17 protein-coding genes are annotated in these 16,808 nt (G+C 44.6%); 5 read left to right on the plus strand and 12 right to left on the minus strand.

Translation table 11 applies throughout. The annotated features are described in order from the left end of the window. Positions 1–50: 50 nt before the first annotated feature. The 11 genes from radA to F4V45_RS09235 form a co-directional block, all read right to left on the minus strand. Entirely contained in the window at positions 51–1,412 is a 1,362-nt protein-coding gene (radA, locus tag F4V45_RS00135; RefSeq protein ID WP_150336517.1) for a DNA repair protein RadA, read from the minus strand. Continuing rightward, a complete protein-coding gene (gene ftsY / locus F4V45_RS00140; RefSeq protein WP_150336518.1) occupies positions 1,412–2,287 on the minus strand; it encodes a signal recognition particle-docking protein FtsY in 876 nt (291 codons plus the stop codon). The genes radA and ftsY overlap by 1 nt, the downstream gene beginning before the upstream one ends. Positions 2,288–2,295: 8 nt before the next feature. Beyond that, the gene (locus F4V45_RS00145) at positions 2,296–3,009 is read right to left on the minus strand and encodes a peroxiredoxin family protein (protein WP_150336519.1); all 714 of its coding nucleotides are present in this window, start codon (positions 3,007–3,009) and stop codon (positions 2,296–2,298) included. A gap of 35 nt (positions 3,010–3,044) precedes the next feature. Then, on the minus strand, positions 3,045–4,619 hold the full coding sequence (rny, locus tag F4V45_RS00150; protein ID WP_150336520.1) for a ribonuclease Y: 1,575 nt from the start codon (positions 4,617–4,619) through the stop codon (positions 3,045–3,047). Further along, positions 4,528–5,253, minus strand: coding sequence for a 5-formyltetrahydrofolate cyclo-ligase (locus F4V45_RS00155; RefSeq protein WP_150336521.1), 726 nt, complete (start codon positions 5,251–5,253; stop codon positions 4,528–4,530). The genes rny and F4V45_RS00155 overlap by 92 nt, the downstream gene beginning before the upstream one ends. 2 nt (positions 5,254–5,255) lie before the next feature. Continuing rightward, entirely contained in the window at positions 5,256–6,560 is a 1,305-nt protein-coding gene (locus F4V45_RS00160) for a hemolysin family protein (RefSeq protein WP_150336667.1), read from the minus strand. A gap of 61 nt (positions 6,561–6,621) precedes the next feature. Further along, positions 6,622–8,205, minus strand: coding sequence for an inorganic phosphate transporter (locus F4V45_RS00165; RefSeq protein WP_150336522.1), 1,584 nt, complete (start codon positions 8,203–8,205; stop codon positions 6,622–6,624). Beyond that, the gene (locus F4V45_RS09230; RefSeq protein ID WP_170235107.1) at positions 8,195–8,371 is read right to left on the minus strand and encodes a hypothetical protein; all 177 of its coding nucleotides are present in this window, start codon (positions 8,369–8,371) and stop codon (positions 8,195–8,197) included. The genes F4V45_RS00165 and F4V45_RS09230 overlap by 11 nt, the downstream gene beginning before the upstream one ends. Positions 8,372–8,392: 21 nt before the next feature. Further along, on the minus strand, positions 8,393–10,543 hold the full coding sequence (gene flgE / locus F4V45_RS00170; protein WP_150336523.1) for a flagellar hook protein FlgE: 2,151 nt from the start codon (positions 10,541–10,543) through the stop codon (positions 8,393–8,395). Positions 10,544–10,736: 193 nt separating this feature from the next. Beyond that, positions 10,737–11,813 (minus strand): CapA family protein, encoded by a 1,077-nt coding sequence (locus F4V45_RS00175; protein WP_150336524.1) that lies wholly within the window; start codon positions 11,811–11,813, stop codon positions 10,737–10,739. Further along, entirely contained in the window at positions 11,765–11,911 is a 147-nt protein-coding gene (locus tag F4V45_RS09235) for a hypothetical protein (protein WP_170235108.1), read from the minus strand. Before F4V45_RS09235 ends, F4V45_RS00175 begins: the two co-directional genes overlap by 49 nt. Positions 11,912–12,176: 265 nt before the next feature. On the opposite strand from F4V45_RS09235, the gene rpsB reads away from it, so the two are divergent. The 4 genes from rpsB to F4V45_RS00195 are packed head-to-tail and all read left to right on the plus strand — an operon-like array spanning position 12,177 to position 15,613. Next, positions 12,177–12,956 carry a 30S ribosomal protein S2 gene (gene rpsB, locus F4V45_RS00180; RefSeq protein WP_150336525.1) on the plus strand — a complete coding sequence of 260 codons (780 nt, stop codon included), beginning with the start codon at positions 12,177–12,179 and terminating at the stop codon, positions 12,954–12,956. Between the two features lie 40 nt (positions 12,957–12,996). After that, complete coding sequence (gene tsf, locus F4V45_RS00185; RefSeq protein ID WP_150336526.1) at positions 12,997–14,061, plus strand: translation elongation factor Ts; 1,065 nt, start codon at positions 12,997–12,999, stop codon at positions 14,059–14,061. Positions 14,062–14,099: 38 nt separating this feature from the next. Then, entirely contained in the window at positions 14,100–14,726 is a 627-nt protein-coding gene (gene serB / locus F4V45_RS00190; RefSeq protein ID WP_150336527.1) for a phosphoserine phosphatase SerB, read from the plus strand. 8 nt (positions 14,727–14,734) lie between these two features. Next, the gene (locus tag F4V45_RS00195; protein ID WP_150336528.1) at positions 14,735–15,613 is read left to right on the plus strand and encodes a radical SAM/SPASM domain-containing protein; all 879 of its coding nucleotides are present in this window, start codon (positions 14,735–14,737) and stop codon (positions 15,611–15,613) included. Here F4V45_RS00195 and F4V45_RS00200 read toward each other — a convergent pair. Then, a complete protein-coding gene (locus F4V45_RS00200; RefSeq protein ID WP_150336529.1) occupies positions 15,558–16,295 on the minus strand; it encodes a M48 family metallopeptidase in 738 nt (245 codons plus the stop codon). The two genes, F4V45_RS00195 and F4V45_RS00200, sit on opposite strands and share 56 nt — an antisense overlap. 69 nt (positions 16,296–16,364) lie before the next feature. Between F4V45_RS00200 and rplI the strand changes: the two genes are divergently transcribed. After that, positions 16,365–16,808, plus strand: coding sequence for a 50S ribosomal protein L9 (gene rplI / locus F4V45_RS00205; protein ID WP_150336530.1), 444 nt, complete (start codon positions 16,365–16,367; stop codon positions 16,806–16,808).

Genomic DNA, 16,808 nt, shown 5'->3' on the forward strand with positions numbered 1-16,808 from the left:
CTCCTAAAAGCTGCAATAATACCAAAAATTCCTTAAACTGCTTTTGTGGGCTACATCCACTCTAGGATCTTGCTTACTTCATCAGCTTCAAAGCATTTCACGCCCTCAAAGTGGCTTTTTGGCTTTTTGGCTAGGATAACTTTATCAAACCCATAGCTTTGTAGCTCTTTGATACGCATATCAATATTGCTCACTTCTCGTATATCACCCACAAGCGAGACTTCACCGATAAATGCTGTGCTAGCATTGAGCGCGCGATTGCGAAAGCTTGAGATAATACACGCCAGCACGCATAGATCTGCACTAGGCTCACTGATTTTAATCCCGCCTGCTACATTGATAAATACATCATACCGCCCCAAAGGTAGCTCCAGCTTACGCTCTAGCAAGGCTAGGAGCATATTTAAGCGGTTGGCTTCAAAGCCCGTGCTCTGCCTGCGTGGATTCCCATAGCTCTCACTCACAAGTGCTTGGACTTCTATCACTAAGGCGCGCGAGCCTTCTAACACGACACTTACAGCACTACCTGCAGTGCTTGCGCGCTTTTGGAAAAAGAGCTTTGAGGCATTTTTCGCACTATTGAGCCCGCCTTGACTCATTTCAAAAATCCCTATCTCGCTTGTCGTGCCAAAGCGGTTTTTAAACCCGCGCAAAATCCTAAGCTCCCTGCTTGGATCACCTTCAAAATACAGCACGCAATCAACCATATGCTCCAAGATTCTAGGTCCAGCAATCGCACCATCTTTAGTAATATGCCCGATGATGATTATGGCGATGTTTTGCTCTTTAGCCAAGCGCATAAGCTCAAAGGTAATCTCACGCACCTGACTTACAGAGCCCGGGGCTGAGGAGAGAGCTGGGGCATAGATAGTTTGGATAGAATCAATAATACACAGGCGATAAGGGCTAGATTTTTGCGCCCTTGTAGAATCCACTAAAGCTTGCTTGATTACATCAAGATTGATTTCACTAAGCAGGAATAGCCTTTCACTTAGCGCGCCTAGTCGCTCTGCGCGCAAGCGGATTTGCCCAGCACTTTCTTCACCGCTAACATACAGCACTTGCGCGCCATTTTGCGCTAAAGATCCAGCAACCTTAAGCAGCAAAGTCGATTTGCCAACGCCCGGATTCCCGCCGATGAGATAAAGCCCGCCGGGCACGATCCCCCCACCTAGCACGATGTCAAGCTCTTCTTGATAGGAGCTAAAAAAGCTATGCTTATCAGCGGCTACTTCTGTTATCGCGCGGGGGGTGGATTCTTTGCTTTTGCTGGCTTGTTGTAGAATCTGCTTTTGCGTATCTGTTAGCTCAAGGAGACTATCCCAGCTATTACACTCTGGGCATTTGCCTAGCCATTTTGTCGTAGTGTAGCCACAATGCTGACATTCAAAAAGCTGGGATTTTTTCGCCATTATGTATCACTTATAAAAAAGCAATCAAGGAGATTTTGAACATACGCATCGCTATCAAAGGGGATAAGATCGCCTTGCTTTTCACCCATACCAAGATATAGGATAGGGATTTGCAAATAATGCGCAATACTAAGGATTACACCACCTTTGCTTGTGCCATCAAGCTTAGTTACGATAACGCCCTGTATCTCTACGCTTTGGCTAAAGATTCTAGCTTGCGCTAGAGCTTGTGAGCCCTGCGTGCCATCAAGGATTAAGATTTTGCGCACATTGGCATTTGGCGCAGCTTTAGCGCAAGTGCGGTCGATTTTCTCAAGCTCTTTTTGAAGATTGACTTGATTGTGCAGCCGCCCTGCGGTATCAATGATTATGTGCTGCACCCCCCTAGCTAGCCCTGCTTGGATCGTATCATAAGCTAGCGCGCTAGGATCGCTACCTTGCTGCGAGGCGATAATGGGGACTTGCAACTTTGAAGCCCAAAGTTGCAGCTGCTCAATCGCTGCTGCGCGGAAAGTATCGCCAGCTCCTAGCAGCACTTTTTGTCCTTGTTGCAAGTAATGGTAAGCAAGCTTAGCTATGGTAGTGGTCTTACCCGCACCATTTACGCCGATGACTAGGGTGATTTGCGGAAGAGTGGATTCTAGCGGGGCTTGTGGTATGGCAGTAGAATCTAGCGCGAAAAGCTTGGCAAGCTGCTCTTGGACTTGAGCGCGACTGGGGTATTTGGGGAGATGTGAGAGCATAAGCTCAATAAGATCATAATCAATATCCGCTTCGATAAATAGCTCTTCTAATATATCTTTATCAATTTTGTCGCTTTTATCAGCAAATATCGAGGCTAGATTCTGGGCGGTTTTAGCAAGATAGGAGAGCATTGTAGATCCTAGTTAGCAAGCTGTGCAATATCGCTAGAAAATATCTCTTCTGGCACGATACCTTCATAGTCTTGGTAGAATCGCTGCTCTGTATCATAAAGCACAAAATAAGGCAGCTTTGTAGAATCTAGTTTGGATTCTACAAGAGCTTCTTCTTTAGTGGAATCTACTTGCGTGGCTATGCTATCTTCTTTAGATTCTAGGCTGGATTCTAATGGAGCTTCTAAGCTAGAATCTGGACTTTGTGCTGCAAGCAGGGCATTTGCACGCGCTTGCTTTTTCTCTAGTAGATTCTGCAGTAAAGAGACCTTTGAGCTCTCTTGCAAAAGCGTAAAGCCAATGCCAAGCCGATCTTTAACGCTAGCTAGGCTCTCTTCTTGCTTGGTAGATTCTGCTTGAGATTGCTGATCCTTTTCTAGCACGCCAAGGATTACCACATCTTCTTCATTAGCCTGAAGATGATTTAAATGCGCATAATACCCCTGACACGCTTGGCAATCATCTGCTAAAAACACTAGCAGCACCACAGAATCCACCTTGCTGCCATTACGCTTAACAAGCATACTATCTTCGTGCAAAGTGATAGTATAGCTACTAGAGTCATCTGCTTGGAAGCTATGCTCTTGCAATGGGCTTTTATCATCACTAGAGCAGCCCATAAACAAGCCACCTACAAACAAGCCACAAACCACAATAACGCGCTTTAGAACAACACTCTTCATACAATTCTCCTTACAATAGATCTATCTTTGCCATATCAGTGCGCAAACTCCACTGCACGCACTTCGCGTATCACACTTACTTTAACTTCACCCGGATAATTTAGAGTCGATTGAATCTCTTGGGCGATTTCTTTAGCTAGCACGATGCTTTGGGAGTCGCTTACAATATCTGCTCGCACAATCACGCGCAGCTCACGTCCGGCATTGATAACATAAGCTTGCTTGACACCAAGCTTATCTTGGGCGATTTTCTCTAAATCTTGCATTCTGGTTAAAAAGCTCTCCAGCACATCGCGCCTAGCCCCCGGGCGCGCAGCAGAGAGCGTATCTGCCGCACACACCGCTGCTGCCTCTACACTCTCAAAAGGCTCGTTGCCGTGGTGAGACATAATAGCATTGATAACCACAGGGTGCTCTTTATACCGCTTGCAAATCTCTGCCCCAAGGGCTACATGATTTCCGCTACCTTGATCAATCGTTAAAGCCTTACCAATGTCGTGCAAAAGCCCAGCGCGTTTTGCTAGCTTCTCATCGCCGCCAAGCTGGGCAGCGATAATGCCTGCTAGTTTAGCTGTTTGGATAGAGTGTCCAAGGGCATTTTGCCCAAAGCTAGCTCGGTAGCGCAGCTTGCCAATGAGCCTAATGATTTCTGGGTGGGGAAAATCGATCCCCAAGTCAATTAAGACACTCTTCCCTTCATCAAGGATCTCTTGCTCCATTTGCTCCTGCACGCGCGCATAGACTTCCTCGATCCTAGCGGGGTGGATTCTACCATCTTCAATGAGAATATTAAGCGTCTTTAGCGCAATGGCACGGCGATAAAGATTAAAGCTACTTAAGATAATGGTCGCTGGCGTATCATCGATAATCACATCAACCCCACTAATCATCTCAAGCGTTTTGATATTGCGCCCTTCTTTACCAATGATTCTGCCTTTCATCTCATCATCTGGGAGTGTTAGGACATTGATAAGTCGCTCTGCCGCAAACTCTCCTGCATACCTGCTAGTAGCAAGTGCCAAAATATGGTTGGCTGTTCTTTGCGCTTGATCTTTAGCCTCTTTCTCATAGCGACGGATAAGGTGGGCTTTTTCATCAATAAGCTCATTTTCTAAATTCTTTAGCAAGATATTTTTGGCTTCTTCTTTGGTTAGCCCTGTATAGTGGCTTAACTGATGATTAAGCTCATCAATTAAGCTAAGGTATTGCTTTTTGATGTTTTGATGCTCTTGCTTGTGCATAAGCAGCTCGTGTTGCTCATTTTTGATTTGTGCTTTTTGCTGATCGATTGCTGCTTGCTCGCATTGGAGTCTATCTTGGAGATTTTGCTCTCTGCGATCTAGGGCGTGGAGCTTGTGCGTGTATGTTGTTTGGAGTGCGTGCTCCTTTTCCTTATAGCTTTGCTCTAAGGAGAGCTGCATATCTTTTAGCTCGAGTTGTTTTTTATGCAAGAGATTTTGTGCTTCTAGCTCGATTGCTTGGGCTTTTGCCTTTGCCTGCTCAAGCAAATGGCTAGCATCAAGAGCGAAAAACTTTTTGCACGCTAGATAGACGCTTAACCCTACAAGAAGCCCGAATCCTAGAAACCCTATGAGAAGAATCCACCACATTATAAAAACCTCTTACATTGCGTATCTTTAATGTATAGCTGATATATTCGTGTGCGTTAATATCAAACCCTTGTGTTATATAAGTGCTAGATATATGGAGATTTTGACTGACAAACACCCTATATGGCGATGATGACCTAGGACTAAATGACCGATCATACACACCCTTCCCCATACCAATACGACCAAATGCCATATCAATCCCAAGACTTGGGATCAACACGAAGTCAATTTTACGGGAGTGCTGATAGGATAGCTTTGGCTCAAAAATCCCTAAATGATTCTGCACTAAGGGCAGGCGATATGGTAGCATTTTTACCTTAAGACCTTGCATAGTTGGGAGAAAAACTTGCCTGCTTTTGTGCCTTTTGAGTTTCTTCAATAGGGGCAGAATGTCTGGCTCGTGGGGTAGCGGATAAAACAGCGCGATATGTCTAAAATCCTGTCGCGTGATTAAAGACTCTAGATAAGCACAAAGCTTTAGGCTAGCATAGCGGCTTGGTATTTTGGCAAAAGCATACGCAAACGACTTTGCAAAAAGACGAAAATCACGCTTGCTAGCAAAAGCCCTAGAAGTATGCGCTGAGATGGGATAGATAGGCAGAGCGCCGCAACCCCTAGAATCTAGGGACATAATTAGACTTCTTGATCCATCTTATGGGCTTTAAGCCGCTTGATCCTTGCGCCATCCATTGCCAAAACACTAAACTCCAAAGCACCTGTTTGCACGACATCGCCCACTTCTGGCAGCCGCCCAAGCAGGCTGAAAACATAGCCCCCTATGGTAACTTGCTCAAACTCTTTGGCAAACTCCACACCCATAAGCTCTTCTACACTTTCTAAATCCAGCATTCCATCAAGCTCATAGGTATCTGGGCTAATTTGCGTGAAATCTTGGTTTTTACAATCGTGCTCATCAGTAATATCCCCCATCACTTCTTCAATAATATCCTCCATTGTTAAAAGCCCTGCTGTCCCGCCATACTCATCAATGATTAGTGCAGTGTGGATCTGCTCCTTGTTCATAGTTTTTAGGATTTCTACAATGCGCGCTGTTTCTGGGACAATGATCATTTTGCGGATAATTTGCTCAAAGTTGATAGGTGAAGGGCTTGGCGTCTTAGGCTGGCTGATTCTACTTATAAGCAAGTCGCGTATATGAAGCATACCGATAATATTGTCTTTATTGCCGTTGCAGTATGGATAGCGCGTGAAGTTTGTTTGTGTAACGATAGAGAGATTTTCTTCATAGCTATTATCAGCATAAAGACACACCATATCTTTGCGAGGGGTCATAATCTCTTTAGCAATGGTTTCAGAAAAATCCACAGCATTTTTGATAATCTCCCCTTCTAAAGAGTCGATAAAACCGCCCTTTAGGCTTTCGCCCACGATGATTTTTAGCTCCTCTTCAGAATGAGCATTTTCCTCTTCGCTTGCTGGCTGGATACCTATGCGCCGTAGGACAAAATTCGCAAGCTTGTCGAACAAAACAATAATGGGATAAAAAATAACAGAAAAATAATAAAGCGGATAAGAAATAAGCAATGCGGATTTTTCCGTTTTGGCAATGGCAATGGATTTTGGGACAATTTCACCTAGCACCACATGAAAAAGCGTAATAAGCGTAAAAGCAATAATAATGCTAATGGTGTGGATAATAAGAGAGTCTTCAGGCAAAATACTTTCAAAAGGAATTGCCACAAGCTTGGCAAGTGCTGGCTCACCAATCCACCCCAAAGCAAGCGAGCTTAGCGTAATCCCAAGCTGCGTAGCACTTAGATAAGAATCTAGCTTTTTGGTGATAGAGAGAGTAAGCTTAGCGGTGTTATTGGTCTTAGATAATTCTTCAAGCCTAGAGCGGCGCACCTTGACAATCGCAAACTCTGCGACAACAAAAAAGGCATTAAGCAGAACAAAAAATAATGCAAGAAGTAGCATTACAACCGAGTGATACGGGTCCAATTTGACTCCTTAGGATAAAAGCTGGAGTATAGCATATTTATCCTAAAACTTTTTGAATGGTAAAAAAGGCTATTGCCCCAAGCACGCCAGAAGCAGGCACAGTGATAATCCAAGAGGCGATAATGCGATTAATCTCACTGCGTTTTACAAGCTCGTGCTTGTAAAATTTCTTTAACTCCTTTTTCTCTTTTTTGTTTAGGTAGAAATCATCGCTTTGTGTTTTATCTTTAAGAAGCTCTAGCATCGCGCTCTTTTGCTTGACATTGGCTTTAGCAAAGTTTCTTAAGAAAGTCTCTATAGTCTTTTGATCTTTGCCTTTATGGGCTTTGATGATTTGCTCGCACATTTCAAAATACCTGCCCTTAATGTATTCACGCAAAAACCCCACACCAATAACAGCACCAATGGCAATATGTGTCGAGCTAACAGGAAGTCCCAAGGCACTTGCAAGAAGCACTGTGAGTGCAGCACTCATAGCAATACAAAATGCCCTCATTCTATCAAGCTCTGTAATTTCGCTTCCCACGGTGCGAATGAGCCTTGGTCCATAAAGCCCAAGCCCAAGCGAGATCCCAACCCCACCTACAAGCATAATCCAAAATGGCACACTTGCTTTAGCTATTCCACCAGATTCTGCAGATTCTGCTAGAGATTGATGGATAGCAGCAAGAGGTCCTATAGCATTGGCAACATCATTTGCTCCGTGTGCAAAGCTCAAAAGTGCTGCGGAAAAAATAAGCGGAATAGTAAAGAGCGTATTGATAGATTCTTTCGTATTGTCAAGCTGGGAGGCTTTTTTACGGATAATTGGTGTCGTGATAAAATACCCAGCCACTGCCACAACAAAAGCTATGCTAATTGCCTGCCACGCACTAAATGGATAAAGCTTAGAGAATCCCTTAAGCATAAGATAAACCCCAAATGCCCACACCATAACAAACACCAAAATCGGCACTATCTTTTTTGCAGCTTCTTTTTTATCTTGCTTATAGGTGATTGTGCGCTTAATAAAAAGTAAGAAAAGCACAGCAATGACCCCTCCAAGCACAGGGGAAAGCACCCAGCTTGAAGCAATTGTCCCAAGCACCCACCAATTTGCCACGCCAAAGCCACCAGCAGCGATCCCTGCGCCAAGCACACCGCCTACGATAGAGTGCGTAGTTGATACAGGTGCGCGCAAAATAGTTGCAAGATGCACCCATATTGCTCCAGCGATCAAAGTAGCAAGCATAACAAACAAAAACACCTGCGAGTCGCTGATATTTTTAGGATCAATAATGCCTGATTTAATGGTATTAACAACATCACCCCCAGCCAAAATAGCCCCGCTTGCTTCACAAACAGCCGCAATGATAATCGCCCCTGTAAGCGTGATAGCTTGCGATCCAACAGCAGGTCCAACATTATTAGCCACATCATTTGCGCCAATACTCATCGCCATATAACCGCCAACTAGCGTGGCAAATGCAAGTAGTATGGGGTGCGATCCGCCACCAAAGTTTATGGCGATAATTGCGATAGCCACCATAAACAACACAACAGCCCCAATTTTGATCCGGTCTATTTGGTTGTCTTTTGTATTAACACCTTGCTGAATCTTTTTTATATCCCTAATGTCCATATCGCACTCTCCTTAATAACCCCATTAACTGCGCGGTAGCAAATAGCCTAGTAAAAGCAAGCATAAAGTAAAATAAAATATTGAGATATTTTAAAGAGATATAGCCAAAAGGTGGCAAGAAGTAGGTAGAATCTAAATTTTCACTAGCCCAATCTAGGTGTGCCATAAGCACACCTAAGCAATCAACCTACTGCTTAAGGTTGAGCAAGGTATTTAGAATCTGATCTGAAGTGGTAACAGCTTTGGAGTTTGCCTGGAAGCCGCGCTGCACGACGATAAGCTGTGTGAGCGAGCGGCTTAAATCCACATTACTCATCTCAAGCTTAGACCCAGAGACACCACCGCGGCGACCGGTATTTGCCGCACCAATCATCGCTTGCCCGGAGTTTCCAGTTGATGAAAACACATTGCCGCCTTCAGCTTGAAGCCCCGTATTGTTAGCAAAGTTTGCTAGGGCAACTTGTGCTAGGGCTAGCGTGCGTCCGTTGCTAAATGAGCCTAGTAATGATCCCACCGAGTCAAAGCGTATATCCACCAAATCCCCAGCCCCATAGCCATCTTGCTCGATGGCATAGGTTTCTGACTGCTTATCCACGCTTGTAAGTCCGCCAAAGCCGCCTGTGGAGCCAAATGATAGGCTTAGTCGTTGTGGTGCGATCGAGCCGTTCTTGGGATCAAACTGCAAGATAGGTGGATTCATACCCGCCAAACTTCCATCGCTATTGAAGCGCAGTCGCCCACCCTCAAAGATATTTGGACGCGTAGCAGAAGCTCCATAAATGACAGAAGGCTCTGGGACAATCGCCCTAAAGCTCCACTCCGCCGAGCCTGTTTTGACAAACTCAAAGCGGATTGTGTGTTTAGAGCCTAGCGAGTCAAAAAGCTCGATTGTCGTGGTGTGTGTCGCGTGGCTTAGGCGAGTGGTTGATACAGACGCCCCGCCCTCTAGTAGCGAAGCAGTATTAAGCCCACGCATAGTGTTTCTAAATAACACATTGGTAGAGACCTGATCTGATCCATAGGAAGCGACAAATATTGACATATTTTGCACTTCTTCATCGCCATTATCTTGGTTTAGCATTTCAAACATACCAAACTTATTGATAGTAACAGACACAGAAGCCGTAGAGTCGTTATACTCTTTATCTGGCTCTTTAATCATATTTGCATCATACTGCAAGAGCCTGCGTAGCTCTTCTGTCGTCCTAAACTGCCCTGTCGATGAGTCTGGAGACTCTGACTTAGTATAGCGATAGCGGAAGGAAGTGATGTCAGAATCTCCTTCAACAAAGTTTTCAAACGCACCGGTGCCGCCTTTGGTGATGATGATGTTTTTGGTCTTTTCATCGCCGTCCATTTCATTGCGATTGACAAGCTTTAGGAGCTTGCCCTCCATATAGGCTTCAATCCCTGTTTTATCACGCACGCCGTTGATTGCATTTTGCGCGGCTACAAGCGTAGAGATCCCGCTCATCGCAGAGTCATTAGAGAAAGACACTTTCGCGCCATTGATAGTGATAGAGCTATTTTCTTTGGTAGGGACTACGCTATTTATCATTTGAGCATTCTTATAGCTCACCCATATCCCTTGATTTTCTGTAAGTCCAAAGGCATCGCCATCTTGGTTGAAGAGTGCGCCCATATCTTCTTGCATTTGTGTGAGATTCCCAGCGGAGTCATAGAGCGGATTTACCCCATCAGAAGGCGTTTTGGTCGTAGAATCTAGTGCGTAGATATTGGCATTTTGGTCAGAGTGGCGTCCGGCGTTGAGATTAGCACGGAGTTTGATATTAGTAGAAGATCGCGCGGGCATTACCATATTTGGATCGATTTGGATATTGCGGATAGGTCCTGTGCTATCGATATGGTAAAACTCCTGCTCGCTCATTTTTGAGGCATTTTTCAAGTCGTCTTTGAGCCAGCCTTGCACGACATAGCCGCCCGTTGTTACAAGATTGCCATCTGCGTCAAACAAAAAGCTCCCATCGCGCGTATAATTAAGCGTGATCCCTTTATCTGGGGAGATGACAAAAAAGCCTTCCCCCTCAATCGCCATATCAGTTTTAACATCGGTGTTTTGCGTGCTTCCTTGTGAGAAGACCTTTGTCGTGGCGTTAATCCCAACACCTAGCCCCACGGAGAAGTCATTCTGTCCTCCAAGCCCTGTTTTGTAGGGGGCGGTGGCGATGAGCTTTGTTTGAGAAAGCATATCGACAAATGATGCGCGAGAGTATTTGAACCCAACTGTATTGACATTGGCGATATTGTTACTCTCAATATCCAAAGCAATTTGATGCGCCTGCATACCACTTACACCTGACCATAACGACCGTAGCATTTTCATCCTTTGTGGTGAATTTGCCAAATGGTGAAGCAAAATCCATTCCAAAATGGAGTGTTATATCAATACAATCACTCATTGCCAAGCCCTAGAATCTAAGCAGCAATCTACTCCTTATATAAAGTCCGCTTTACTAGATTCTAGTAGAGAAACCAACCACAACTTATAAGAGCTAGATTCCACATAGAATCTAGCTCTTATGGTATAGCGCATACTTTAGATACAGCTCTTGGACAAAGCGATGGGTGGGGATATTGATATTATGCAGCAGCAATGCCTGCCTTGGCTCAAGATGCCGATGTGGAAAAAATAAGCTTTTAATAAAAAGTTTAATATTAGTAAGCCAGCTATTATCCCTGCTAGGAAGCAAAAATACATACTCATAATACTTCATATACTGCGGATATGCTTGCGTGATGATCTCCATAATAGCCTGCTTATAGGCACTCTTATCGCACAATGTAGCATTAAGACTCTCCATACTGACACAAAGCCTACTAGAATCCAGCTCTCCCACACTCTCCCCTATCTGCTGGGAGAATACAAGCTCATAGCTAGCGATTTTGCCCTTATCAAACCTAAGCACAACACTTAGCCCCTGCAGCTCTAGCGGGTCAGTGATCGCACTATTGTAGGAGAAGAAGAAATTCCCCAAGCTATAAAAAATCCTAGATTCTCGCCCATCTTTTGTCAAATAATCTTCATAGCCTTGGATAATATGAGGATGATGAGCAATGATACAATCTGCCCCCATATCACAAAACATCTTATAAAGCTCCCTAAATTGCGGCAGCGGCTGAGCAACATTCTCTAGCCCAGCGTGGATTACAGCAATAACCACATCAACCTCTTTCTTAAGTGCCTGCAAATGTGTGATCAACTCCCAGTCAAAACAATCAGCATAGCCATACCCAGCCCCCAAAAACGCGCTACTAGAATCCAGCATACCAAATTGCGACTCCGCAGCATTAACAAGGGCTATTTTTGTATCATTGATCGTGTAAAAGAGTGTGGGACTCTTAGAGTGCTTTGTAGTTTTGACGCCTGCATAGACAGCTTTAGATTCTAGGATTTGCTCTATGCTTGCATCTATGCCAGCCTCGCCATAATCTGCGATATGGTTATTTGCTAGCATAAAGCCACTAAAGCCAGCTGCAACTAAATCGCTAATTGTCTCATCGTGTGTGTGGAGCGATGGTCCAGCTTTAAGTGTTGGGGTTACCCCCCCCCCCCCGTTTTTGGCAAGATCGGGGCTTCCAAATTGCAAAAGCTGATATTGCTTCTAAGCTTTTCTTGTAATGCCTTATCGATAGTAAAGCCACCATTCATCGCTACTACATCACCACAAAACATCATACCCTGCATTTGTCGCACTCCTTTATTTTACTATTAGATTCTAGTATTACCTAGCCGCACTGATAACATTTGAGCTGGCATTATAGTATTTTTAAGAGAGAAATTATAAAAGCTTGGCTACAATCGCGCCTGTCCTTTGTCAAGCCTTTTCCAAAAGTATAAGGCTACAAAGATAAGTGCTATTCTCAAAATTCACACACGCCAATCCTTATTTGTGTTGCAGATATTCTGTATAAGGGCGTGGAGGACAAACCAAAACTACAAGGAGACCCCAATGGTAACAATGAAAGACCTACTTGAATGCGGCGTGCATTTTGGACATCAAACAAGACGCTGGAATCCAAAAATGAAGCCATTTATCTTTGGTGTGCGCAAAAATATCCACATCATCGACCTACAAAAGACTATCCGCTACTTCCGCTACACTTATAGTATTGTCCGCGATGCCGCAGCTGAAGGCAAGACGATCCTATTTGTCGGCACAAAAAAGCAAGCGAGCGAGACAATTAAGGAATGTGCAGAAAAAATCGGTGCGCCCTATGTGAATTACCGCTGGCTAGGTGGTATGCTCACTAACTTTAGCACCATTAAACGCTCTGTGCGCAAACTAGAAATTATCGAAGAAATGGAAGAAAGTGGGCAAATCGATCTACTTACCAAAAAAGAAAAGCTTATGCTTTTACGCAAGAAAGAGAAGCTCACGCAATACCTTGGTGGTGTGCGACATTTGAAGAAAGCTCCGGATATGCTCTTTGTCATCGATGTGGTGAAAGAAAAAATTGCCGTGGCTGAAGCTAGAAGACTTGGGATTCCCGTGGTCGCTCCACTTGATACAAACTGCGACCCAGATAAGGTGGATTACCCTGTGCCGGGCAATGATGATGCTATCCGCTCTATCCAGCTTTTTTGCAAAGAGATTGCAGAGGCGATCATTGAAGGGCGCGAGATGAATGGCGCGCAGGAGAGCCAAGAAGATCAAGAGAGCTCACAAGAGCCAGCAAGTGAAGCAGAAAAGCAAGCTGTGGTTGATGAAGCTATGCAAGAGCAAGAGTAGCCCAGCATAATCACCATAAAGAAATAATTAAGGAGAAAATATGAGCGAGATTACTGCCCAGCTTGTCAAGCAACTACGCGAAATGACTGATGCAGGAATGATGGATTGCAAAAAGGCTTTGGTGGAAGTGCAAGGAGATTTGCAAAAAGCAGTAGAATACCTACGAGAAAAAGGCTTAAGCAAAGCCGCCAAAAAGGCGGATAGAGTCGCTGCTGAGGGGGCAATTTCTGTCAAGGTAGCAAGTGATTTTTCCCAAGCTTGTATGATTGAAGTTAATTCTGAAACAGACTTTGTCGCTAAAAACGATGGGTTCAAAGACTTAGTAGCCAAAACTAGTGATCTTGTATTTACGCATAATATTAGTGAGATAAGCGCACTAGAATCCTTGCATATAGAAAATCAAAGCTTTGATGAATATCTAAAGACACAAATCGCTAAAATCGGCGAAAACATTGTCGTGCGCAAAACCTGCAGTATAAAGGCAAATCAAGGCACCATTGTCAATGGCTATGTCCATAGCAATGGGCGCGTGGGTGTGATTATCGCGCTAAAGGGTAGCGAGACAAACGCTCCTAAGCTTGCCGAGCTTGCGCGCAATCTCTGTATGCACGCTGCTGCGATGAAGCCTGTATATATTGATTATAGTGGATTTAGCGCAGACTTTTTAGAAAAGGAGCGCGTAGCACTAATTGCTGAAGTGGAAAAAGACAATGAAGAGCTAAAGCGACTAGGCAAACCTCTAAAAAATGTCCCTAAATACATCTCCCGCGCCCAGCTTACAGAATCTGTGCTAGCAGAGCAAGAGCAGATTTTAAAAGAAGAGTTAAAGAAGCAAGGTAAGCCTGAAGCCATTTGGGATAAGATTATCCCCGGACAGCTAGAGCGATTTATCGCGGATAATACGCTTATTGATCAAAGACTTACATTACTTGGGCAGTTTTTTGTAATGGACGATAAGAAGACTATTGCCCAAGTGCTTGCAGAAAAATCCAAAGAGTGGAATGACTCCATCGAAGTGGCAGAGTATGTGCGATTTGAGCTAGGAGATGGCATAGAGAAAAAGACTGAAGACTTTGCTGCTGAAGTTGCCGCACAAATGCAATAAGCTCTCAACTCTTGTAGGTTTAAGCAAAGGCATAGCTGATGATAAAGCTTGCGGTGTTTGACTTTGACTCAACCTTAATGGACGGCGAGACAATCGACTTTCTAGCTAAGGAGCACGGGGTCTGGCAGCAGGTTAGCAGCATTACTGAGCGGGCTATGAGCGGCGAGCTAGATTTCTTCGAGAGCTTAAATGAACGAGTGGCACTTTTAAAGGGCTTGCCATTTGAGCAGGCTAAAAAAGTCTGCCAGAATCTACCCCTTATGCAGGGTGCAAAAGAGTGCATAGAAGAGCTTAAAAATATGGGGGCGAAAGTCGTGTGCTTTAGCGGTGGATTCCACTTGGCTACACGATATTTTGCCAAAGAGCTAGGGCTTCACGCTGATTTTAGCAATATTCTCCATACAAATGGCGATCTCCTTAGCGGCAAAGTCGGGGGAGATATGATGTTTAGCAACTCTAAGGGCGATATGCTTGCGCGCCTGCAATCCCTGCTTGGCATTGGCAAGCAAGAAACACTTGCCATAGGCGATGGTGCAAATGACTGCAGTATGCTGGAGTGTGCGGGCTATGCGGTTGCCTTTTGCGCCAAGCCCATACTCAAGCAGCACGCAAATATTATTATCGATGAAAAAGACTTGCGCAAGATTCTCCCACATATTCGCTAAGTAGCGGTATGAAAAAAATCTATATAGAGCTAAGTGATATTTGTCATCTTGCCTGCTCATTTTGCCCAGTGCAAAAGGGTGTGCGCGGTGTGATGTCGCCTGCAGTTTTTACACAAGCCCTAGATCACGCCCTACCCCTATCCAATCACATTGCCTTGCATATTTTGGGCGATCCTTGCGCACTGCCAAATCTTGCACACTACCTTGCCATAGCGCGTAAAAAAGGCGCGCAAATCGAGCTTGTAACAAGCGGAGCGTTTTTCCATAAACATAGCCCCCAAGCACTCCTAAGCCCCCCTATCTATCAGCTCTCTATCTCCCTAGAAGCTGGTATAGACAATGCTATCGCTAGCTATGCCACAAAGCTTGCGCCCCTACTTGCCCACCATTTACATAATCCTAGCTGCTTCCTAAATCTTAGAATCCAAGATTCTAGCCTTTATCAACACCAGTCAATCCTATGCAACCTACTACGCCAAATTCTCCCAAAATCCATTACCACCCCTACACACAAAGCCTACCACTCTGCATTACACCACGCTTTAGCGTGCGATGATATAAGCGCGCTTTTTGATGAGAAAGGGCGCATTCGCCTATGGAGCAGAGCATTTCTTATCAAAAAGACGCATTTTACTTGGGCGGGCTTTGCCACAATGCCCCAAAACCGCAAATCCTGCCACGCACTCACGCAGCAAATAGGCATTTTAAGCGATGGCACAATCGTGCCTTGCTGTATGGACACACAAGGCTCAATCAATCTGGGCAATATCGCGCATATAAGCTTGCAAGAAGCCCTGCGCTCTCCTAGGGCAGTGGCGATGAAAAATGGCTTTAAAAATCAAATAGCAGTTGAGAGCCTATGTCAGCATTGTGGCTTTGTGGGCTAGCTTGTGGGGTTTGCGTGGGGTTTGCTTGCTCCAATCTATCAAGCAGCGCGCTAAATAGTCCATAACGGCTTTTAAGTGATTTGCGCAATGTTTTCCAGCTTGGGCAATGCACCCCCACAAGCCCCCAAAACCGCGCGGAATGATTTTTATGCACGATATGCGCTAGCTCGTGGATAATCACATAATCAATCTCTTCTTGTGGGGCAAATACTAGCAGGATCGAAAAGCTTAGGCGATCTTGCGTGCAGCTCCCAAAGCGACTCCTAGTCTTACGCACAGCAAGCTTGCTAAAGCGCACACCCATAGCATTGGCAAGCACATCTGTGCGCTGCACTAAATAAGTGTGCAGTATAGCACGCAGCTCTATAAGTGGCATAGCAGGCACCCATTTACCAAAGAGCAAAACCTCATCGCAATGCTCTTGTAGTATCTCTACAATCTCCCCCCTAACCTGCGCTATATGCGCACATACATTATCAATCCACTCCTTATGTGCTTGTATAAATGCCAAAATCGCTTCATTTGTAGCGCGAGGTGGGCAAGTGAGCTTGATGATAGGCTGGCTAGATTCTAGGCTTGGGCGGATATTTATGCGCATATATCTGCTAGGCTTGTAGCAGATATGAACAACTAGCCCATTAAAGACAAAGGTTTGCAAACGACTTGATGACTTCTCTAGCATTACACTCTCTATTGTTTAATCATATTCTAAGTGCTACAATGTGCGCAAATTATACCCAAAGGAAGCATTATGAAAGTCTTACTACTAGAAGATGTAAAAGGACTTGGCAAAAAAGGTGAAGTATGCGAAGTCAAAGATGGCTATGGGCAAAATTTCTTAATCGCTAAAGGCAAGGCAAAGCACGCTACCAATGAGGTCATCAACAAATACAAAGCCCAGCAAAGACACCAAGCCGAGCTAGAAGCCCTAGAGCTAGAGCAGCGCAAGCAGCTTGCTAAAAGCCTAGAATCCATCACACTAACTTTGGAAAAAAAGGGCAACAATGGCGCGCTCTTTGGCTCTATCACCAAAGATGAAATAGCCACCGCTCTACAAGAAAAACACAAGCTCCACATTGATAAAAAAGAAATTGATATACAAACACCCATTAAACATATCGGCGAGTTTGTAGTCATTATCCGCCTTGGCTCTGGCGTTACCGCTAACCTAGCCTTAGAAGTTAAAGAGCTCTAG

Origin of the sequence: Helicobacter canis (genome assembly GCF_008693005.1) — a bacterium.
GTDB classification, from domain to species: domain Bacteria; phylum Campylobacterota; class Campylobacteria; order Campylobacterales; family Helicobacteraceae; genus Helicobacter_B; species Helicobacter_B canis.